Annotated in this window: 22 protein-coding genes and 1 other RNA gene; 11 read left to right on the plus strand and 12 right to left on the minus strand. The window is 67.2% G+C overall.

Annotated features, from left to right (window positions below):
* Nucleotides 1-69: 69 nt before the first annotated feature.
* Nucleotides 70-2,379: a M4 family metallopeptidase gene (locus tag AB0L70_RS40650; RefSeq protein ID WP_363692269.1), complete on the minus strand. Its 2,310-nt coding sequence runs from the start codon at nucleotides 2,377-2,379 to the stop codon at nucleotides 70-72.
* A gap of 374 nt (nucleotides 2,380-2,753) precedes the next feature.
* On the opposite strand from AB0L70_RS40650, the gene AB0L70_RS40655 reads away from it, so the two are divergent.
* The 3 genes from AB0L70_RS40655 to AB0L70_RS40665 all read left to right on the plus strand — a co-directional run bounded on the left by AB0L70_RS40655 (nucleotide 2,754) and on the right by AB0L70_RS40665 (nucleotide 6,074).
* Nucleotides 2,754-4,358, plus strand: coding sequence for an FHA domain-containing protein (locus AB0L70_RS40655; protein ID WP_363692270.1), 1,605 nt, complete (start codon nucleotides 2,754-2,756; stop codon nucleotides 4,356-4,358).
* A gap of 67 nt (nucleotides 4,359-4,425) precedes the next feature.
* Nucleotides 4,426-4,860, plus strand: a complete 435-nt coding sequence (locus AB0L70_RS40660) for a MarR family transcriptional regulator (protein WP_363692271.1) — start codon at nucleotides 4,426-4,428, stop codon at nucleotides 4,858-4,860.
* An 8-nt stretch (nucleotides 4,861-4,868) separates the two neighbouring features.
* A complete protein-coding gene (locus tag AB0L70_RS40665; RefSeq protein ID WP_363692272.1) occupies nucleotides 4,869-6,074 on the plus strand; it encodes an epoxide hydrolase in 1,206 nt (401 codons plus the stop codon).
* Here the strand turns inward: AB0L70_RS40665 and AB0L70_RS40670 are convergent.
* Nucleotides 6,065-6,832: a helix-turn-helix transcriptional regulator gene (locus tag AB0L70_RS40670; RefSeq protein ID WP_363692273.1), complete on the minus strand. Its 768-nt coding sequence runs from the start codon at nucleotides 6,830-6,832 to the stop codon at nucleotides 6,065-6,067. The two genes, AB0L70_RS40665 and AB0L70_RS40670, sit on opposite strands and share 10 nt — an antisense overlap.
* Before the next feature lie 54 nt (nucleotides 6,833-6,886).
* Here AB0L70_RS40670 and AB0L70_RS40675 point away from each other — a divergent pair, with 54 nt between their 5' ends.
* Nucleotides 6,887-7,246 (plus strand): nuclear transport factor 2 family protein, encoded by a 360-nt coding sequence (locus AB0L70_RS40675; protein ID WP_363692274.1) that lies wholly within the window; start codon nucleotides 6,887-6,889, stop codon nucleotides 7,244-7,246.
* On the opposite strand, the gene AB0L70_RS40680 is transcribed toward AB0L70_RS40675, so the two are convergent.
* Nucleotides 7,243-8,166, minus strand: a complete 924-nt coding sequence (locus AB0L70_RS40680) for an alpha/beta hydrolase (RefSeq protein ID WP_363692275.1) — start codon at nucleotides 8,164-8,166, stop codon at nucleotides 7,243-7,245. The genes AB0L70_RS40675 and AB0L70_RS40680 overlap by 4 nt on opposite strands.
* Before the next feature lie 151 nt (nucleotides 8,167-8,317).
* Between AB0L70_RS40680 and AB0L70_RS40685 the strand changes: the two genes are divergently transcribed.
* From AB0L70_RS40685 to AB0L70_RS40705, 5 genes are all read left to right on the plus strand, one after another.
* The gene (locus AB0L70_RS40685; protein ID WP_363692276.1) at nucleotides 8,318-9,127 is read left to right on the plus strand and encodes a metalloregulator ArsR/SmtB family transcription factor; all 810 of its coding nucleotides are present in this window, start codon (nucleotides 8,318-8,320) and stop codon (nucleotides 9,125-9,127) included.
* Nucleotides 9,124-9,714 carry a dihydrofolate reductase family protein gene (locus AB0L70_RS40690; RefSeq protein ID WP_363692277.1) on the plus strand — a complete coding sequence of 197 codons (591 nt, stop codon included), beginning with the start codon at nucleotides 9,124-9,126 and terminating at the stop codon, nucleotides 9,712-9,714. Before AB0L70_RS40685 ends, AB0L70_RS40690 begins: the two co-directional genes overlap by 4 nt.
* A gap of 84 nt (nucleotides 9,715-9,798) precedes the next feature.
* Complete coding sequence (locus AB0L70_RS40695) at nucleotides 9,799-10,335, plus strand: RNA polymerase sigma factor (protein ID WP_363692279.1); 537 nt, start codon at nucleotides 9,799-9,801, stop codon at nucleotides 10,333-10,335.
* Between the two features lie 8 nt (nucleotides 10,336-10,343).
* Nucleotides 10,344-11,264: a hypothetical protein gene (locus AB0L70_RS40700; RefSeq protein ID WP_363692281.1), complete on the plus strand. Its 921-nt coding sequence runs from the start codon at nucleotides 10,344-10,346 to the stop codon at nucleotides 11,262-11,264.
* A gap of 103 nt (nucleotides 11,265-11,367) precedes the next feature.
* Nucleotides 11,368-12,045 carry a nuclear transport factor 2 family protein gene (locus AB0L70_RS40705; RefSeq protein WP_363692283.1) on the plus strand — a complete coding sequence of 226 codons (678 nt, stop codon included), beginning with the start codon at nucleotides 11,368-11,370 and terminating at the stop codon, nucleotides 12,043-12,045.
* Between the two features lie 288 nt (nucleotides 12,046-12,333).
* On the opposite strand, the gene ssrA is transcribed toward AB0L70_RS40705, so the two are convergent.
* The 7 genes from ssrA to AB0L70_RS40740 form a co-directional block, all read right to left on the minus strand.
* Nucleotides 12,334-12,711: a transfer-messenger RNA gene (gene ssrA, locus AB0L70_RS40710) on the minus strand.
* A 119-nt stretch (nucleotides 12,712-12,830) separates the two neighbouring features.
* Complete coding sequence (locus AB0L70_RS40715; protein ID WP_363692285.1) at nucleotides 12,831-13,391, minus strand: DUF1707 and DUF4870 domain-containing protein; 561 nt, start codon at nucleotides 13,389-13,391, stop codon at nucleotides 12,831-12,833.
* Between the two features lie 119 nt (nucleotides 13,392-13,510).
* Nucleotides 13,511-13,987, minus strand: a complete 477-nt coding sequence (gene smpB, locus AB0L70_RS40720; protein WP_363692286.1) for an SsrA-binding protein SmpB — start codon at nucleotides 13,985-13,987, stop codon at nucleotides 13,511-13,513.
* A 21-nt stretch (nucleotides 13,988-14,008) separates the two neighbouring features.
* Complete coding sequence (locus tag AB0L70_RS40725) at nucleotides 14,009-15,439, minus strand: M23 family metallopeptidase (RefSeq protein WP_363692287.1); 1,431 nt, start codon at nucleotides 15,437-15,439, stop codon at nucleotides 14,009-14,011.
* A 66-nt stretch (nucleotides 15,440-15,505) separates the two neighbouring features.
* The gene (gene ftsX, locus AB0L70_RS40730) at nucleotides 15,506-16,417 is read right to left on the minus strand and encodes a permease-like cell division protein FtsX (RefSeq protein ID WP_363692288.1); all 912 of its coding nucleotides are present in this window, start codon (nucleotides 16,415-16,417) and stop codon (nucleotides 15,506-15,508) included.
* Nucleotides 16,418-16,464: 47 nt separating this feature from the next.
* Entirely contained in the window at nucleotides 16,465-17,154 is a 690-nt protein-coding gene (gene ftsE, locus AB0L70_RS40735) for a cell division ATP-binding protein FtsE (protein WP_130444829.1), read from the minus strand.
* 219 nt (nucleotides 17,155-17,373) lie between these two features.
* The gene (locus AB0L70_RS40740; protein WP_363692290.1) at nucleotides 17,374-17,796 is read right to left on the minus strand and encodes a helix-turn-helix domain-containing protein; all 423 of its coding nucleotides are present in this window, start codon (nucleotides 17,794-17,796) and stop codon (nucleotides 17,374-17,376) included.
* A gap of 86 nt (nucleotides 17,797-17,882) precedes the next feature.
* Here AB0L70_RS40740 and AB0L70_RS40745 point away from each other — a divergent pair, with 86 nt between their 5' ends.
* Nucleotides 17,883-18,698 (plus strand): NAD(P)H-binding protein, encoded by an 816-nt coding sequence (locus tag AB0L70_RS40745; RefSeq protein WP_363692291.1) that lies wholly within the window; start codon nucleotides 17,883-17,885, stop codon nucleotides 18,696-18,698.
* A 30-nt stretch (nucleotides 18,699-18,728) separates the two neighbouring features.
* Here AB0L70_RS40745 and AB0L70_RS40750 read toward each other — a convergent pair whose 3' ends face one another.
* Complete coding sequence (locus AB0L70_RS40750) at nucleotides 18,729-18,890, minus strand: hypothetical protein (protein ID WP_363692292.1); 162 nt, start codon at nucleotides 18,888-18,890, stop codon at nucleotides 18,729-18,731.
* The gene (locus tag AB0L70_RS40755) at nucleotides 18,890-19,267 is read right to left on the minus strand and encodes a hypothetical protein (protein ID WP_363692293.1); all 378 of its coding nucleotides are present in this window, start codon (nucleotides 19,265-19,267) and stop codon (nucleotides 18,890-18,892) included. The genes AB0L70_RS40750 and AB0L70_RS40755 overlap by 1 nt, the downstream gene beginning before the upstream one ends.
* 116 nt (nucleotides 19,268-19,383) lie before the next feature.
* Between AB0L70_RS40755 and AB0L70_RS40760 the strand changes: the two genes are divergently transcribed.
* Nucleotides 19,384-20,430, plus strand: coding sequence for a PfkB family carbohydrate kinase (locus tag AB0L70_RS40760; RefSeq protein WP_363692294.1), 1,047 nt, complete (start codon nucleotides 19,384-19,386; stop codon nucleotides 20,428-20,430).
* Nucleotides 20,431-20,434 lie beyond the last annotated feature (4 nt).

The raw sequence follows: 20,434 nt of genomic DNA on the forward strand, positions 1-20,434 counted from the left end.
CCTAGGCCGCCGCCCCACCCTGGAAGAACTCCGCTCCCTCCAGGCCGCCGACGTAAAAGTCGCCGCCACCTAGCTCCCGCCCGAAGCTGGGGAGTCGTCGATGACGAAGGAGGTCTGGAGGGAGCTGTCTTCGGTGCCGGTGAAGCTGATCGACACCGTTTGGCCGGCGAAGGACGAGAGGTTGAGTGACTTGAGCGAGTAACCGCTCGCCTTGTTCAGGTTCGAGTACGTCGCCAGCGTGGTGCTGCCCGCCTTCACCGTGAGCTTGTCGTACTGCGTCGTCGTGGTGGTCTCCGCAGAATCGATGTGCAGGTAGAAGGAGAGCGTCGCCGCGCAGCCGGACGGAATTGCGACCGACTGGCTCAGCGTGTCGGTGTGGGTCCGGCCGTAGCCGTCCAGCCACGCCTTCCAGGTCCCGCCGTGAGCGGGCTGGCTGTTGTCGTTGTCGACCACACCGGCCGACGCGGACCACGGTGACGCCGTACCGGTCTCGAAGCCGGGGTTGCCGAGCTTCTGGCCGGAGCAGGTGCCACCGCCACCGCTGATGGTGAAGGTGAACTGCGTGCTGCCGGAGCCGCCGACACTCGCGGTCGCCGTTGCGGTGACGTTGAAGGTGCCGCCGGCGGTCGGCGTACCGGACACGGTCCCGGTGGAGGAACCGATGGTGACACCGGCCGGCAGACCGGACGCGGACCAGGTGTACGGCGCGGTCCCGCCGGAAGCCGCCAGCGTGAACGAAGCGATCGCCGTACCGACGGTGCCGGTCTTGTTACCCGGGTTGGTGACCGTGACGGTGCCGGTGCTGCTGCAGGTCGGGTCGGCCGACTGGGCCGGCACGCTGACCGCGTCCCACGCCGCCTTCACGGTGTTGAACTCGGTGCAGCTGCCCGGGAACAGGTTCTTCGCCGCGGTCAGGGTCCAGGTCCGGTACTTCAGGTACGAGCTGCTGCTGGTCTTCATCAGCATCGCGTTGTACATGATCCGGATCGCCTTCTGGATGCCGAGACCGGTGACCGTCGAGCTGTTACAGGTCGGGCTGGCGGGCGAACCGTTGCTGCCCTGCGACAACAGGTAGAACCAGTGGTTGCCGGGACCGGCCGCGGCGTGCACCTCGGTGCCCGGGATCGAGCTCGAGTAGCAGTTCGGGTCGCCGAGCGCCGACGGGTTGTACATGTTGCGGATCGGGCCGCTGCCGACCAGGTTGACCTCTTCGCCGACCAGGAAGTCCGGCGGGTCGTACGCCGCCGCCTGGTTGCTGTACCACTCGGTGGCCGCGCCGAACGTGTCGGCGACGAACTCCTGGGTGCCGCTGCCGGAGATACCGCCCGGCGTGTGGTCGTCGATGCCGTGACCCATCTCGTGGGCCAGAACGTCGATCGAACCGATCCAGCCGCCGGCCGTGTTGTGGCCGATCTGGACCTGGCTACCGTCGTAGTACGCGTTCTCGTCGTTCAGGCCGACGCGGATCGGCCAGGCGCCGCCGTTGCCGTCCATGCCGTTACGGCCGAGCCAGTCGGTCAGCATGTGCCGCTCGGTCTGCGCCGCGAACAGGGCGTCGACGCAGCCGGTCTCCCGGTTGGTCGCCGTACCGTTGCCCCAGTTGTCGTCCGGGCCGGAGAACGTCTGGTTGTTCGCCGCGTCCTGGCAGGACAGGTTGGTGGTGTTGGGGTCCTTCATCGTGTACGTGCTGCCGGTGAGCGTGGTGTCCAGGTGCACCGGGTTCGGGCCGCTGTAGACCGCCGTACCGTTGCCGGCCAGCACGTGTTCCTTGGTGCCGAGCACCTTGCCGCTCTGCGCGTCGACGTACACCGAGAGGCTCGACGGCTCGTGGCCGTTGGTGCCGGTGACGCGGGACTGCCACGCCAGCTTCGGGGTGCCGGTGAGGGCGTAGACGGCCAGCGTCGGCGTGGTCGAGGAGTCGACCTGCTTCAGCTGCTTGCTCGCGGTCGCCCTGGCGGTCGCCGCGGTGACGTTGGCTGTGGTCGACAGATCGGGTACGGCGGTGGTCTGCGAGACCGAGGTGGATTTCACGGCTCCGTCGGCGTCCGTGACGACGACGAAGTCACCACCGACGACCGGGAGACCCTTGAAGGTGCGCTCGTACGGGACGTACTGCAGGCCGGACGGCTCGGAGACGACCGGCTTGGCGACGAACTGGTCGTTCTTGCCTGCGTGCAGGGCGGACGGCCGGTTCGCGACCAGTGACGAGGCAGACTCGGCGGCGAACGCCTTCGACTGTGCCTGCGTCGGCCGGGGTGGTGGTGCCGCACTCGGCGCGGCTCCCGCCGCTGAGGTGCCGAGTCCGGCCAGGGCCGCCGCCGCGAGGCTGGTCACCGCGATGATGACGGCGGGTTTGCGGGAACGCTGAAACAAGACCATGGATGTGGTCCCTTCGCGAAATGATGAACGCGCCGAGCGGGTTCATCGGGTGCTGGGCGGGTTGCGCTTCGCCGGACTGCAGGTGGTGCACCACTCCCCCTGGTTCCTCCGGGTAATTCATCGGGTTCCTGCGAAAATCCCCCTTTTCCATCGACCGCCGATGAATCGCGCGGACGGACACTATGCCCGCGTGACACCGCGGACAAGGCGCTGTGCTGCCGTTGGCACGACTCAGACAACTGACCGCGTTGTCATGGCTACTTAGAGCTGACAAAGTCGGCCGGCGGCGGGTCGGGCCGGGAATCGGTGGGTGGCCCTGACCAGGTGTGGATGGCAGAATCGCGCAGACGGGTTGGCTGCCGGCTGGAGTGTGAGTGGAAACCGAGTTCGCGCTGTCACTCGGTTCGCAGCGCTGGGCGCTGCCCGCCGAGAGCGACACGATCACGATCGGTCGCGCCTCGAACGCGGACGTCCGGCTGCCGTCGGACGACCAGATCTCGCGCATCCACGCCCGCCTCAGCCGCACCGGCACCACGTGGACCCTCCACGACGAGTCCCGCAACGGCACCGGCCTCAACGGCCGCCGCCTGGCCACCCCCACACCCCTCGCCAACAACGACCGAATCCACATCGGCCGCTCAGTCCTGACCTTCACCGCCTCGACAGCCCTATCCCCACCCCCCGCGGCCACCCCAACCCACGCCGCACCCCCCAGCACTACCCCTTCCCCGGCGGCACCCCCGCCAGTTGCGCCAGCCCCGCCCACTCACACCCCCGCGGCCACACCCCCGCCCACCCGGGACGCACCGCGCCCGTCCACCACCCCCGCGGGCCACTACGCCCCACCCGAGCCCCAGCGCGAGCCAGACCGACGCGCACCGGCCGAGCAGTACCCGGTGGAAGAGCCGGAGTGGTCGTCAGATGGTGCGAGCCCGTTCGCCCCCGCTCATCACGAGGACGCGGCGGAGTACGACGTACCTGCGGAGAGCCCGTTTGCCCCGGGCAACGACCAGGCGGAGTACGACGTACCTGATGCGCCTGAGCTCCCGGCACCGCCGGAGCGGCGACAAGGGGCCGCGAGCAACTTCCCGCTGTTCCCGGACGACCCGAGCTCGGACGAGTCCTGGGCCGCCTACCCGTCCGCCGACAACGCGGAGCCGCCGCGCTCGCCCTGGGAGAACCCGCCGCAGATCCAGATCGAGCAACCACCCTGGGACAAACCGGCGAACTGGCCCGAGAGCAGCGGTCAGGCAACCAAACAGACCCGCCGCCCAAGGCCCACGAACGCGGAGGACCAGGAAGAGGTAGGCACAGTCCGCCTGCCCCGCGTGCTGCTGATCGCCGGCGCCGTGATCCTGCTCGGTATCGCGATCAACCTCATCATCACGTTCCTGTCCAACGGCCCGAGCGGCGCACTGCGCTGGCTCGTCCCGCCGGCGATCGCCCTGGTCGCGGCCATGATCATCGCCCTCATGGACGCCGCCTCCTCGACCCCGCGCGCCCCCAGCCGTCTCGACGTCTCGATCATCATCGCGATCCTCGCCGTACTCATAGGCGTGGGAGTAGGCGGCTTCGCGTTGACCGCGGGAGCGAAGTATGTCGGCGGCTACCTCACCGGCAACGAATCCGGCCAGGACCGCCTGATCAAACCCGTCGCCAAGGCCGGCGGCGGACTCACCGTCACCGTCGAGAACGTCACGTACACAGGCCACTTCACCCGCGTCGAGGTCAAGCTCGTCAACGCCGGCAAGGAGTCGATGAACGTCCCGCTCGACGCCACCTTCGCCGGCGCCGAGGGCGAGGCGCTCCGCGCCGACGCATCCCGCAGCGACTGGCCCGGCAGCATCCCGGCGAGCGGCACCGAGCACGGCACGATCACCTTCAAGGGCCACCTCCCCGACAGCGCCAGCACCGCGAATCTCACCCTCAAATCCGGCGGTACGACGCTCACCGTCCCCGGTCTTGCCCTGAGCAACTAAGCCCGCCGAGCCCTTCCCGGCAATAATCTCGCGACAAGTTACATCAAAAATTGATACAGTCGGGGTCATGCCGGACGAGCTGGACGTCGACAGACTGGCCATGGTGGTCGAAGACTTCAACACGATCTTCATCCGCCTGCCGTCGGTCCGGCGGTACAACTTCTCCACCCTCTCCGTCCTCCACACGCTCGGGAGAAACGGTCCGCTCCGCCTGACCGACCTGCTCCCGACCGAGCAGCTCAAGCAACCCGCGCTGACGGCCCTGGTTGCCAGGCTCGAGGAAGACGGCCTGATCCAACGCCGCCCTGACCCCAACGACGGCCGCGCGACGCTGCTGTCGCTGACCCGCGCGGGCAAGCAGATCGTCCGCTCCCGGCACGCCGAGCGGGTGAAGAAGCTGTCCCGCCTGGTCGACCAGCTCACGCCCGAGGAGCGCGCCGTACTCGCGGACTCCGTCCATGTACTCACCCGGCTGACCGAGATCGCCGCCGACACCACGTGAGGCACACCATGCCCGAACTCGAACCAACCCCCATCCACGTCTCGGACGAGGTCCTCGACGACCTGCGCCGCCGGCTCATCGCGACCAAGTGGCCGCTCGACGCCGGGAACGACGACGGCTTCTACGGCGTACGTCGTACCCAGCTGCAAGCCCTCGTCGAATACTGGGCCGAGGGCTACGACTGGCGTGCGGCCGAGCGCGCGATCAACGCGTACGACCACTACCGCGTCGACGTCGGCGGCGTACCCGTGCACTTCATGCGCAAGCCGGGCGTCGGTCCGAATCCAATCCCGCTGATCCTCAGCCACGGCTGGCCGTGGACGTTTTGGCACTGGTCGAAGGTGATCGACCAGCTGGCCGATCCCGCGTCGTACGGCGGTGATCCGGCCGACGCGTTCGACGTGATCGTGCCGTCGCTCCCCGGATTCGGATTCTCGACGCCGCTGACGAACCAGCCGGACATGAACTTCTGGAAGATCGCCGACGTCTGGCACGAACTCATGACCGGCGTACTCGGCTTCGACCGGTACGCCGCCGGCGGGTGCGACGTCGGCGCGTTGGTGACCGGCCAACTCGGGCACAAGTACGCCGATGAGCTCTACGCGATCCACATCGGATCGGGGCTGAAGCTCTCGTTCTTCAACGGCGACCGCGGTTGGGACCTGAGCGGCGGAAACCCGATCCCGCCGGACCTGCCACCGGCTGTCCACCAGGGGATCGTCGCGTTCGAACGCCGCTTCGCCGCCCACCTCGCCACGCATGTGCTCGACCCGAGCTCCCTCGGCTTCGGCCTCGCGGATTCACCTGCCGGCATGCTCGCGTGGATCCTCGAGCGGTGGCTCAGCTGGTCCGAGGGTGACAAGGCGTTCAGCGACGACGAACTGCTCACCCACGCGATGATCTACTGGGCCGGCAACGCGATCGACACGTCGATCCGCACTTATGCCAACAACAACCGCTACCCCTGGACGCCGTCCCACGACCGCACTCCCGCGATCGAGGCTCCGACCGGCATCACCTTCGTCGGGTACGAGAACCCACCGGGCGTCAACACCCCCGACGAACGCGTCCAGAGCTTCCTCGCGAGCGACCGCGCCGCCTGGTACAACCACGTCAACCTCACCGCCCACCCCAACGGCGGCCACTTCATCCCATGGGAACTCCCCACCGAATGGACCAACGACCTCCGCCGCACCTTCCGCCCCTACCGCTGAAAGAAGGCGACTGTCTGAGCGTCGGCGGGGAGGTAGGTCTCGACCGCGGTTTCGGCGAGGGTCAGGTCGAAGGCGGTGCCGAAGGTGGTGATGGTGTTGAGGAACGACAGGTCGGTGCCGCGGTGGTGGATGCGGATCGGCAGGGCGATGTCGGCCGGGTCGGGTGGCGTGGTGTCGACGGGTCCGTAGGCGATCAGTTCGTCGTACAACCTGTGTAGCTCGGCGTCGCCGGACGCGGCGGCCTGCCGAGCGAGCCGGGGCAGGAGGTAGCCGCGGACCTGCGCGAGATTGCGGATCCGTGGCGCCATCCCGTCCGGGTGCAGGCCGAGACGCATCATGTTGATCGGCGCCTCGAGCAAGGCCGGGGCAGCACCGTCGAAGAACACGTCCAGCGCGTCGTTCGCGAGGATCAGGTTCCACCGCCGGTCGACAGCCAGTGCTGGGTACGGTGAGTGCGCCTGGACGAACTGCTCCAGCGCCGCCCGGACCCGGTCCATGTCCGGATCGTTCAGCGGTCGCTGCCCATAGACAGGCGCATGTCCGGCGGCCACCAGCAGCCGGTTGCGTTCCCGCAAGGGCACGGCCAGCTGCTCAGCGAGGTGCAGCACCATCGCGCTGCTCGGAATCGTTCGCCCGGTCTCCACGAAACTGACGTGCCGTGACGAAACGTCCGCCTGGATCGCGAGCTCGAGCTGACTCAGCTTCCGCCGTCGCCGCCACTCCCGGAGCAACTCGCCGACCGGCCTGTCCTCGGTCACCGTTACCACCCTTGTAATCGACAGCTCGGCCCATGATCAGCGACGGTCGTACGCATGGACAACAAGCAACTCGCCCTCCACGCCTTCCAGGAGTTTGCCAACGGCAACCTCGAGCCACTGCGTCCCCTGCTGCACAAGGATTTCATCGAACACAGCCCTGGCAATCCCTCCGGCCGCGAAGCCTTCATCGACTTCATCGCACAGGCGCCGGTTGCCGGTGCGCAGCTCGACCTTCACCGGGTCATCGCCGACGACGACCACGTGGTGATGCACTATTCGATGACGTCGCCGGAGTACCCTCGCGGTCAGGCGGTCGTCGAAATCTGGCGGTTCGAGCACGGGCAGATCGTCGAGCACTGGGACGTCGTACAACCGATGCCCGAAGCGAGCGAGATCCCGCACGGGATGGTCTAGCCGCGGGCCTTGCGGCGCGATGTCATCGACAGTGAATCGCGATGGATCGGAACCCGGAGGTCGGCCATTTCCAGGTAGCGGGCGAGCTGTGCCCGCTCGGTCCGGACCAGGTGGAGACGGATCTGCTGGTCGACGACATCTGGCGCGCTCTCGTCGGGTGCGTTGTGGTCGAGCTCCGGCAGGATCCGGTAGTCGGCGTGCGGCATGATCTCGGCCAGGCGCGGGAGTACGCCGGTCAGGTACGCGGGCGACTTCTCACCGCCCAGAAGCAGGGTCCGGGACGCGATTCCGGCGTACCGGCTGCCGTCGGAGTCGAGGCGCACGACCTCGGCGATCTCCGCCGGCGTCGTCGGCATCATGGCGCGGGTCTCACGACCACCGGCGCCCCGCAACATCAGGAACGCCGTTGCCCATAGCAACGGCTTCGCCCGGACCGGCAGCAGGTCCACTCCCTGCAGGAACGTCGCCATCGCCGCCGTCGCCCGGCCCGCGTCGAGTTGCCGCTCGAACGTGCCGAGCCAGCTGGCATCGAACGACCCGTCGATGCTCACGCCCGGCTCGTAGGCGACCAGTGCATCCAGCGGCTGCCGCAGTCCGACATGCAGTGCCACCAACCCGCCGTAGCTGTGTCCGAACACCATCCGCGCGCCGGTGTGCTCCATCACCGCCAGGACATCGTCGACCTCGGTCTCCACGCTGTACGCCGGTCCTTGCGGGCCGCTCACACCGCGTCCGCGTCGCTCGATCACGTGGACCGTATGTGCTCCCGCGAGCCCTCGAGCCAGGTTCTCATAGTGGTGCGCTCGCCGATTGTTCCCCGGAATCACGACCATTCCAGGACCCGACCCCAGGCTCAGGACGCCGATCGCCGTACCGTCCCCCGCCGCGACCACGTCCTGCCGCCAGTCCGCCCCACTCATCCCCGACCTCCCCTGTCCATGGCTCCACCTTGCCCGGCGCCACTGTCACCCCACTGACGTCTCTCTGGCACAACCCGCCAGCCGCCCGGAATCTGCCCGATTCCGAAATAGTCATTGACAGGAATATTCCTGCAGATGAATACTTCAGGCCATGGAACAGATCGCCTCAGCACTCGGGGACGGCGCGCGGTGGCGCATCGTCGAGCTGCTGGCCGAGCAGCCGCGGTCTGTCGGCGAGCTGGCCGAGCTGACCGGATTGCGGCAGCCGCAGACGACCAAGCACCTGCAGACGCTGGCGCGCGCCGGCCTCGTCACGGTCTTCCCGCTCGGCCAGCGTCGCGTCTACGCGCTCGAGACCGAACCGCTGCAGGCCCTCAGCGGCCGACTGACCGAACTGGTCGCGGCCACCGAGGCCCACGCCGGCGAGCGGGACGTGATCGCCCGCTACCGCGCCGCCATCGACGCCGAGTCCGCGCTCGCCGACCGGAAACGCTGGGCCGACGGTCGCACGTTCACGTTCGATCGCACGCTCACCGCCCCGCCGGACGTCGTCTGGCGGCACTGGGTCGAGCCGGACCTTCTCCGGTCCTGGTGGGCTCCGCCGTCGATGACCATCACCGATTGCGTCATCGAGCCGAAGCCGGACGGCCGCGTCGTACTCGTGTACGGCGATGCCGAAGGCCGGCGGTATCACTCCGGCGGCCGGGTGCACGCCGCGGCGAAGCACGAACGGATCGAGTTCGACCTGTCGATGCTGGACACCCCCGGGACGTTCACCGGGCACTACGAGCTCACCCTGACCGCGGTTCCGGGAGGCACCCGGCTGCGGCTCGAACTCCGCATCACCGAAACGACCGTCGAGGCGGTCCCCTACATCGCCGGCATCGAGTCCGGCTGGGGCGAGGTCCTCGACAACCTCACCGCCGTACTCACCACCGACGCGAAGGATGCACAGTCATGACCGACCGCAAGGTCCGCGCCAACATCAGCCTCTCCCTCGACGGCCACTACAACGGCCCCGGCGGGCCGAACGATCTGGCCGCGATCGTCCCGTACGCCGTCACCGACACGGCCCGGGATCACCTGACCCGGATCTGGGAAGGCGCGACGACGGCCCTCCTCGGCCGGAAGAACGCCGAGGGCTTCCTCGGCTACTGGCCGCCGGTCGCCGACGACGAGAACGCGGATCCGCGCGACCGCGGGTACGCGAAGTGGCTGGTCGACGCCGAGAAGGTCGTCCTCTCGACCACCCTGACCGAGGCTCCCTGGGAGCGCACCCGGATCGTGAACGCTCCCGCCGCGGACGTCGTCGCCGAGCTCAAGACCAGCGGCACCGGCGACATCCTCGTCAACAACAGCACCACGGTCATCAAGCCGCTCCTGCAAGCGGACCTCCTGGACCGCCTGTACCTGATGATCACCCCGGAGATCACCGGCGGCGGCGAACGCCTCTTCACCGACGGCCTCCCCGCCAGCAAATGGACCCTCACCCACCAGGAGACCGGCAAGCTCGGCGAACTGGCCCTCATCTACGACCGCACCCGCTGACGATGTGTAACCCGGGTCGCGCTGCCGGACATAGAGCCGAGTGTGGACGGGAGCTACACGGCTCCCGGTAGGCGAGGAGATGGCTTGATCGACGACGACTGGTTCGCAGGGTTCTACCGGCGCAGGTACGACGCGATCTTCGCGTACGGCGTACGCCGGGTCGGACCCGAGGCTGCGCGCGACATTGCGGCAGAGGTGTTCATGGTCGCCTGGCGCCGGCAGGTGATGCCCGCCGAGGACGAGGAGCTCCCGTGGCTCTACACGACCGCCCGCAAGGTGACCGCGAACCATCTGCGGTCCCAGCGGCGGCGCGGCGCGCTGTTGGTGCGGGTGAGTTCGGCCTTGGCGACCGGTGTCGCGCGGCAACTCGATCCGATGAGCACGGTGGACGCCGTACTCGACGTACGGACTGCCGTCACTCGCCTGCCGGCAAAGGATCAGGAAGCCCTGCTGCTGGTCGAGTGGGAGGGCGTTGATCAGGCGACCGGAGCGAGGATCACCGGCTGCTCGGTCAGCGCGTTCAAGGCCCGGGTCCATCGGGCCCGCAAACGCCTGGCCGAACTGATGACCGCCGACGACCACGTACAGGCGCCAACTCGGGAAGCATTGAGCGGGAAGTGAGGAACACGATGAACGATCAGCACATCGCCGGACTGGTCAAAGAGGCGGATCCGGTCCGTCGGCTGGGCAATTCGCCGCAGGGATGGACCGACGTACGGGCGGAGCGGGACCTGGCGCGGATCATCGCGGACACGGGGCGGCGCCGGCCGCCGTACCGGCGAGTGGTCGCCGTGGGGGCGGTGGCGGCGCTCTCGACCGCTGTACTGGTGGTGCAGCCCTGGTCGGGCGACCCGAACTCGGCGTCGGCCGCGACGCCGCCGATGCTGCAGTACACGGTGATGGACCACCGGACTGCGCGAGTACAGCTTCTCGACTTCGCCAAGCGGGTCCGCGCCCTTCCCGCTGAGCCGCCGGGTGGTCCGGTGCTGGAGCTCAAGACGAAGGGTTGGTACCTCGGTGCGTCCGAGGACGGCACGACCACGATCGACCCGCAGGAGTCGGTGAAGTACGTCAAGGACGGGCAGATCTACTACAGGTCCGGCAGCGGGTGGGAGAACCCGTCAACGGCGTACTGGCCCGACGGCGTGTCCAGCAACCCGCGCACGCTGCGCAAGCAGCTCGACAATCAGCACCCCGGTGGCGGGACGTTCCAGCTGCTCAACGCGATCAAGGACCTGGCGAACGAGGCCAACCCCGACCCCGGAGTCCGGGCGGCGATCCTCACGCTGTTGGCCGATGTACCCGGCATGACCGCCGACGGCACCACAGTCGACCGCTCCGGCCGCAAAGCCATCAGCTACTCGGTGATGGACTCCGGCGGCGGCCTCCCCACCCGCCGAAGCTTCCTGTTCAACCCACAAACCGGCGTACTCCTGGACACCGAGGACGTCCTCACCACCGACCGCGGAAAACTGAAAGTCACCCTCCCCGCCGTCATCGACTACTCCGTCTTCGTCTCCCACTCCTACCTCCCCACCCTCCCGAAGTAGAAGGTTTCCTTCCGGGCCCGAGCGGTCTATAGCTGTAGTGAGACGTGGCCTGCGCAACGGGGTGAAGGAGCGCCTCCGACCACGTGATGAGGGGAGGCGTTTCATGACGCCGGGAACCACGAACGACAACATCAAGACCGTCGAGGCCATCTACGACGCGTTCGGCCGCGGCGACGTCGGCTTCATCCTCGACCAGCTCACCGACGACATCGACTGGTCGTCCGGATCCGAGTCGTCGATCGCACCCTGGTACGGCGTACGACACGGCAAGGCGGAGACCGCCGAGTTCTTCAAGCAGCTGGGCGAGGCGGTCTCCGTCACCGAGTTCACCCCACTGGCCTTCGCGTCCAACGACACCGACGTCATGACCGTCATCCGCTTCGCCATGACAAGCACCCAAACCGGCAGATCAGGCGTCATGAACCTCCACCACTGGTGGCGCTTCCGCGAAGCCAAGATCTACCACTACAGAGGCACCGAAGACACAGCCCAAACCGCCCAGCTGTTATCAACCGAGTCCGAAGCCCAACGCGGCCGCAAAGACGGTCAAGAATGGACCAAAACACTAGCCACCCAAGCCGAACTAGAGTTCATCCACACCCTGAACGACCAACTAGGCAACTGGCCCCCCGTACAACGCACCACAACCGAAGGCTCCACAATCCCAACCTTCATAGGCCAACGCACCCACACCACACTCACTTCAGTAACCCTCGACGCCACAAACGACTACTGGATGGCCTTCATCTGCGCAGTAGCCGGCATCAACCTACCCAACTGACCGCCCAGATCATCCACCGAGCCGAGCGAAGCGAAGGCAACCCAACCGCGGCGCCCAGCCACGGAGCCGAGCGAAGCGAAGGCACCACCCGACCGCGGCGCCCAGCCGGGGAGCCGAGCGAAGCGAAGGCGCAACCCGACCGCGGTGGCCAGCCGGGGAGCCGAGCGAAGCGAAGGCGCAGGGGGTGCGGGTGGCGGAGCCCCCGCTCGCGGCGAGCGGAGCGAAGCCGCACAAATGACGAAGGCGACGCGGTCCGCGCTTTCCGCGGACACACGTCGCCTATCGCCTTCGTGGAGGTGGCGGGAATCGAACCCGCGTCCTTCGGCGTTGCTTCAAGGCTTCTCCGGGCGCAGTCTGTTAGGCGATTTTCTCAGCCCCAGCGCTCTCACAGACACGTCGCTGACAGGCTCAGTCACTGTAAATGTCCCGTGTTAACCCCGTGACCGGGCTAACAAAGCAAGCTCCCTAAATGAGGCCAGGAGCCGGGGCGGGAGCATCCCCGGGCTGACCGCTTCTTTAAATGCTCAGGCCGTCAGGCGGCGAGAGCGAAGCTACTGCGCTGTGAATTGGCAGTTATTGGTTTCCAGAGATCGTTAACGAGATAACCCTGGATCCTCGGCCCGCTTCCCTTGGAACTAACGTCCAAAGTCGAAACCGTTCACCCCCTGTTGAGTTTTCAAACTCCCACCGGCCCCGAGGGGAGGTGGAAGATCCACACTACCAAGCTCAACACCCACCCGCACCCCACATTCCCCTCAGCCCCCGCGGGAGCCGACTGCGAGGGGTTACTTGATGAGGCGCAGCGTGAAGGGGTAGCGGAAGTTGGTGCCCACCGCGGTGGCCAGGCCGCCGATGCCGGTGAGGATGAACCAGAGGATGCCGAGCAGGGGGAACAGGAACGCGAGGAAGCCGTGGGTTGCGCCGGTCATGATGCCCAGGAGGGCGAAGGCACCGAACGCGCTCAGCTGGAAGTTCAGGGCCTCGACCGCGTGCTTACGGACGGCCGGGTTCTTCTGGCCGGAGGTCGCGACCACGATCGCCGGGCCGACGAAGAACGTCGGGTACCCGAGCCAGTGCGCCACGGTCCCCATCCCGCGCCCGTTGCCGTCGTACCGCTGGAGCGGGGCCGGGCGGGTGAAGGCAGCCGGGGCGTACGTCGGGACCGGTCGCGCGACGAGTCCGTTGAACGTGCTGTTCAGCTCGGCCCGGGTCCGGGCCTTCAGGGCCAGTTCCAGCCGGGTGTCGAACTCGACGTGCTCGAGCCGGCCGTCGGCGTACATTTCTTTGAGGATCTCGACGGCACGGTCCCGTTGGGCCGGCGTCACCAGCAGGTCTGAGGTGGACATGTCTCCACTGTGCGTCCGTTGCGCAGTTCAACCCATCGGGTTGAGCCCGGAGCCACCCCTGACCGGACCCCAACCACTACCTCAGCACGGACCTCAACCGACGGGTCTCAGCGCGGACTTCAGCCGCGGCGGGTCCGGTCCGACAGAGCCCGGCTGGCCTCGCGGTCGGCCTGGCGCTCGGCCAGGGCGTGCCGCTTGTCGTAGTCCTTCTTGCCCCGCCCGGTGGCGAGCTCGACCTTCGCGTACCCGTCCTTGAAGTACAGCGACAGTGGGATCAGCGAGACGCCCTGCTGCTCGACCTGCTTGATCAGCTTCTGCACTTCGTCCTTGTGCAGCAGCAGTTTGCGGGTCCGTCGGGGCTCGTGGTTGGTCCAGGTGCCGTGCTTGTACTCAGGGATGTGCATGCCCTGCAGCCACAGCTCGTTCCCCCGGACCGCGGCGAACGCGTCGACGAGGGAGGCCCGGCCCTCGCGCAGGGACTTCACCTCGGTCCCCGTCAGCACCAGGCCGGCCTCCACCACGTCTTCGATGTGGTAGTCGTGTCGCGCCTTCCGGTTCTGCGCGATCGGCTTCTGCTGGCCGGTCTGTTTCACCATCCCACCAGTATCTCAGACTGTTCAGAGCCACTTCATCGGATTAACGACGCGACCGTCCTGGTAGACCATGAAGTGCAGATGGCAGCCGGTCGAGTAGCCCGTCGTACCGGCGTACGCGATGATCTCGCCCTTGCGGACGCGCTCACCGACGCGGGCCTTGTAGCGCGACAGGTGGTTGTAAACGGTGGTGATGGAGGATCCGTCGATCACGCCGTGTGAGATGAACAGTCGGTTCCCGTAACCACCGTTGTAGTACTTGTCCGACACCCTGCCGTCGGCGGCAGCGCGGATCGGCGTACCGCAAGGAGCGCGGAAGTCGGTGCCGTCGTGCAGCTTCCAGTAGTGCAGGACCGGGTGGAAACGCATGCCGTACGGCGAGGTGATGTAGCTGCTCACCGGGTAGCTCAGCCCATCCCCGTTGTCGACCGGGTCGGGGACGTTCCGCGGCGGACGGCCCTCCTTGCGGGCCTTGTCCCGCTCAGCCTTCTCTGCGGCGGCCTTGCGACGCGCCGCGGCCGCCTTCTCGGCCTTGGCCCGCGCGATCAGGATCTGCTCGACCCGGCTGCGCTCGCGGAGCAGCGAGTTGTACTGCGCCAGCTCGGTGTTCTTCTCCTTCTCCGCAGCCTTGAACGCGGTCAGCTTGACCAGCGCGACCGCGGCGGCCTCGGCCTTGTCGGCCGCGACCTGCTTGGTCAGCTCGGTCACCTGCCGGACCGTCTCGGCCGACTCGGCCCGCGCTGTCTCGGCGGCCTTCTCGGCCTGACCCACCTGGGCGCGCTTGATCGCGAGCTGCGCCTGGGCGCTGTTCAGAGCGGTGATCGCGTTGCTCTGGATGCCGAAGACGTTGCGCTGCACCTGCATCCCGGTGGCGATCTCCGACGGCGTCGCGCCGTTCAGCGCGATCGACAACCCGACCAGACCGTTCTGCTGCTGCATCGCGGATCGGACCGCGTTGCCCGCGATCGCGCGCTTCTCCGCGATCAGCTTCTCGCCCGCTTCGACGTCCGAAATCGCGGTATGTAACGCTTGTTCGGCAGCCTTGAGTTTGCTCGCGGCAACCACATCGGCGGCCTTCGCGGCGGCGAGTTTCCCTTGGGCGGCGGCGTACCTGACCTGGACGGCCTTGTACTTCACTTCCGCCGCGTTGTAGGCGTTGACCGACTTGCCGAGCTGGTCGGACGCCTCCGCGAGATCAGACTTGGACTGATTGATCTGCGAATCGAGTTGCTTCTTCTTGGCGGCTGGATCGGGCGGATCCGCCTGTGCGGGCGAAACCGCCGCCAGGACTCCGGCGGACAGGGACAGGACAAGGCAGCATGCGGCAACCACCGTCTGCCGGCCCTGCGGTCTCGTGCTTGATCGCGGGTACGGCGGTGCGGAGGTGCCGGTGCTGTCGTCTCGCTTGATGCTCCCCCGCTTGCGCGGGTTCGCACCGGGGAAGTGCGGGACCACAGGTCGACCCCTTGCTCTGGGATTGAGTTGTCGTGCGTACTGCTACTGCACGATAAGTCACCCGGGTCAGACTTTGAGGTATTTCCGCGTTGTCAGGAATGTCGGGACCACGGCGAGGATCAGGCCGACCACGACCATCACGAGCGTGGCCCGGAAGGTTTCGGACGCGCCGATCCAGTGCCACACCCGGAAAGTCTCCTGGGCCCGCTGCATCACCAGGAAGTACACACCGATCCACAAGGTGCCACAGGCAAGGACCGCGCCGATCAACGCCGCCAGCACCGCTTCGAGCAGGAACGGTAGCTGGATATAGAAGTTCGACGCGCCCACCAGGCGCATGATGCCGATCTCCCGTCTCCGTGCGTACGCCGCCAACCGGATGGTGTTCGAGATCTGCATCAACGCGGCGACGAGCAACAGACCGGCCGCGATCAGGGCACCGACCTGCAACCCGTTGAGGGCCTTGAACAACGGATCCAGGTACTCGCGGAGGTCCTGGATGTTGTCGACCCCCTTCATACCGCGGACCTGACTGAGCAGGTTCTCGTACCGCTGTGGATCCTTCAGTTTGACCCGGAAGGACTCCTGCATCTGGTCCTCGGAGACCGTGCTGACGATCGGCGAGTCCTTGTACAGCTTCTTGAACGAGTCGAACGCTTCGGCCTTCGACTCCGAGAACACGCCGTCGGGCGCGGTGTCCGGGTTCTTCGAGATCACGTCCTGGATCGCGGCCTTCTGGGTCGGCGTCACCTCGGAGTGCGAGCACCCGGGGCCGCCGGAATCCTTGTTGCACAGGAAGACCGAGATCTGGATCTTGTCGTACCAGTTCCCCTTCATCAGGTCGACCTGCTCGCGGGCGAGCAGCGCGCTGCCGAACAGCGACAGCGAGACCCAGATGGTGACGACGACCGCGATCGTCATCGAGAGGTTCCGCCGCAGTCCGATGCCGAGATCGGAGAGGATGTAGTTCAAGCGCATTCTTCAGTCAGTCCCTGTGGTCAGCCCGGCGTGGCAGGCAGCCGAAATCAGTGCTGGTAGCCGTAGACGCCGCGCGATTCGTCGCGGACGACATGACCGTTCTCCAGCTCGATCACGCGCTTGCGCATCTGGTCGACGATCGACACGTCGTGGGTGGCCATCACGACGGTCGTTCCGGTCCGGTTGATCCGGTCCAGCAGCTTCATGATGCCGACCGAGGTCCCGGGGTCAAGGTTTCCGGTCGGCTCGTCGGCGATCAGGATCATCGGCCGGTTCACGAACGCGCGGGCGATCGCGACCCGCTGCTGCTCGCCGCCGGACAGCTCGTCCGGCATCCGGTCCTCCTTGCCGTCCAGACCGACCAGCTCGAGGACTTCGGGAACCGTCTTGCGGATGTGCGAGCGGGGCTTGCCGATCACCTGCAGCGCGAACGCCACGTTCTCCGCGACGGTCTTGTTCGGCAGCAGCCGGAAGTCCTGGAACACGGTTCCGATCTGCCGGCGCATCTGCGGGATCCGCCAGCTGGCCAGCCGGTTCAGGTCTTTGCCCGCGACCATGATGTGGCCTCTGGTGGTCCGGTGCTCGCGCAGGACCAGACGAAGGAACGTCGACTTGCCGGACCCGGAGGTACCGACCAGGAAGACGAACTCGCCTTTCTCGATCTCGACGTTGACGTTCAGCAGAGCGGCCTTGGACTGGCCCTCGTACGTCTTGGAGACATTCTCGAAGCGGATCACGGATTCATCCGGCCGTGGTCGGGAACAGGGAGCGACGCGACGGTACCCACGAACTGCACCGTACGCCACCGAAGCGGCCGTCGATCAGTGTAGGTGCTCCCCGGCGTGCCGCCGACCAGACCTGCCGGACCGAACAACCCCGTCCGATAGACGGTGCACGCCGCGCCGCTGCTCACCCCGGCCAGGTGTTGCAGGCCATGACGATGCTGACACCGACGCTCATCGGATCTCGTTGTCGGGATGCTGCGCGTCGTAGTCCTGGCGGGCGTGGGCGATGGTGTCGCGGTGTTCGAGTGACCAGTCGGCCAGTGCCTTGACAAGGTGGGTCAGGCTCTCGCCGGTATCGGTGAGTCGATAGTCGACCTGAGCGGGCACGGTCGGGTAGACGGTCCGACGTACCAGCCCGTCGCGCTCCAGCCGGCGCACCGTCAGCGTCAGCATCCGCTGGGAGATCCCATTGATGGCGCGCTGGAGTTGCCGGAAGCGCCGCGCCCCGTTCGCCAGCTCGACGATCACGAGGACCGACCACTTGTCGCCCACGCGGTCGAGAACGTCGCGGATCCCGCAGTCGGGGTGGTCCGGCTGCCCGCACGGTTCCAGGTCTGCGGGTCCAGTGGTTACCTCGGTGTGCGTCGCTGACACGAAACTGCCTCCTTGTCCCCCCGACCGCGGCCGGTTCAGGATCGCCGTAGTTACTGAACAGAACCACGGTAGGAGATGGAACCGCGATGATCATGGTGACCGGCGTGAACGGACAGCTGGCTTCGCTCACGCTGCACGAGTTGGCCGACCGGAAGCTGCCTGCCCTGGGCGGCAGCCGAACACCCGCCGATGGACAACGCCACCTTGACTTCGACGACCCCACCAGCCTGGACCTCACCGGTGTCTCGACGCTGGTCCTGGTCTCGGCCGGGTATGCCGAGGACGACCAGGTCATCGCACGTCACCGGGCTCTTCTCGACGCTGCGGCCCGCGACAGCGTCGATCACGTGATCTACACCAGCCTGACCGGCACCGGCGATCACCTCGGGTTCGCGCTCGCCCACCGCGCCACCGAGGACCTGGTCAAGGCCAGCGGTCTCGGGTGGACGATCCTGCGCAACGGGCTCTACGCCGAGCTCTTCGGAGCATTGTTGACGTGGACACCCGATGGCCTGGAGTCAGCTTTCGGCGATGGCGCTATCGCTGCGGTGGCGCGGGCGGATCTGGCCGCGGCCGCAGCCATCGTTGCCGGCCACCCGACCTCGCACGCCGAGAAGACCTACGACCTGGTCGGCGCCCCGATCACTGCCGGCGACGTCGCCGAACGTCTCGACGTCGCCCATCGAGCGATCGGGCTTGGCGAGTACCGTGCCCGTCTCCTCGCCGATGCCGCACTGCTGCCGTTCCAGCCGCCGATGCTCGCGTCGATCGCCAGCAGCGTCCGCCACGGGTTCCTCAGCAACTCCAGCCCTGATCTCGTCCAGGTGCTCGACCGACCGCTGACCGACCCGCTGGCCGTTGCGGCGGACACCGCGGCCGCGATGCGTCCCGGCATCCGCTGACGCGGATCGCGCCGGTGGCGCTATCCACAGTTAGGCGGGGGCGGGGGCTCCGTTGCCGTTGTCGGGGCGGGCGCCGGCTATGCGGGCTACGCCTGGTTCGGGTTTGCGGCCGGCGCGGCGGGCTGCTTCGACGTGCAGCCGGGCCAGCTCGACGGCCTGGCGGGAGACCTTCACGGTCTTCTTCTCAGCCATTACTCACCGTCTTCCTCGACGATCTCGATATCCGTATCCGCGATATCAGCGTACGCGGCGGAGCCGACCCGGTCGATCGCTACAGCAGCGGTCAGCGCGGCGACGAGATCGTAATCCTCGGGCTGTAACAATTCCGATCGCATCAGTGAGCGAAGCGTCACCACGCCGGCGTCCGTGCCCGCGTCGTCCTCACCGTCGAGGATCTGCTCGACCGCCCACCGGACCATCCGCATGGTCTCCTCACGATGCCGCCAGGTGTCCAGCTCACGATCCGACTTCCGCGTCAGGTACGAACCGAGCACCACACCACCGAGCGCGAGCAGAGGACTGAGCACAGTCACCACGACCCCGACAACGGAAATCCAGGTCGGAATCACAGACACACCCCGGCACTCATACGCGTCCTCCGATATCCGTGGTGCTTGACCGGTCCAAGATGCTACGAAGGAGCATTCCACCCGCCACCGACAAGCCGAGGAGCGGTGTCACCGTGATGGACGAGCCGGGTTGCTACGACGTTTTCGTACAGGGGACAGTGTTCCTCGACATCGTGCTCACCGGCCTGGAATCCGCCCCGACAACGGGGACGGAGATCTTCGCCGAGGGAATGGGATCGTGCCCCGGCGGCGTCGCGAACTTCGCGATCGCGGCCAGCCGCCTCGGCCTGAACACCGGCCTGGCCGCGGTCTTCGGCGACGACGTGTACGCCGACTTCTGCTGGCGGACCCTGGCCGATCAAGAGGGCGTGGACCTCTCGCATTCGCGCCGGATCGGCCACTGGCACTCCCCTGTCACCGTCTCGATGTCACTCGACCGGGACCGGGCCATGGTCACGCATGCGCACGAAGCCCCCGGAGACCCCAGCAAACTGGTCGGTCCCGGGCTCAAGACGCGATCGGCGATCGTCCCGGTCGCGGAAGAGATGCCGGGGTGGACGGTGGAGGCGATGGAGTCCGGCGCGTTGCTGTTCGGGGATGTCGGCTGGGATCCGACCGACGAGTGGTCGCCGGCGGTTCTCGACGTACTCAAGGGCTTTCACGCCTTCACCCCGAACGCCGGTGAGGCGATGGCTTACACCCGGACCGACACCCCGGTGGCTGCCCTGCACAAGCTCGCCGAGCTCGTCCCCCTCGCGGTCGTGACGAATGGTGCGGACGGCGTACTCGCGATCGACTCCGCCACCGGCGAAGAAGAGCACATCCCTGCTCTCCCAGTCCGCTCGTACGACCCGACCGGTGCGGGTGACGTCTTTCTGGCGTCGCTTGTCCTCGGCACGCTCCGCGGCTGGCCGCTCGCCCACCGCCTCGCCTTCAGCAACCTGTGCGCCGGCCTGTCCGTCCAGCACTTCGGCGGCTCCCTCGCGGCCCCCGGCTGGGGCGACATCATCGACTGGGTCCGCGACCACAGCCGCCACCGGCCCGGCGACGTCGACCCCGACATCCTCAAGCACTACACCTTCATCGGTGACGTCCTCCCCGAAGGCCCGGTCCCCATAGTCCGCCGAGCCTCAGCCACCATCGCCCGCCTCTCGGACGCGTGACGGA

Source organism: Kribbella sp. NPDC051952, from assembly GCF_040680855.1.
Taxonomy (GTDB): Bacteria; Actinomycetota; Actinomycetes; order Propionibacteriales; family Kribbellaceae; genus Kribbella.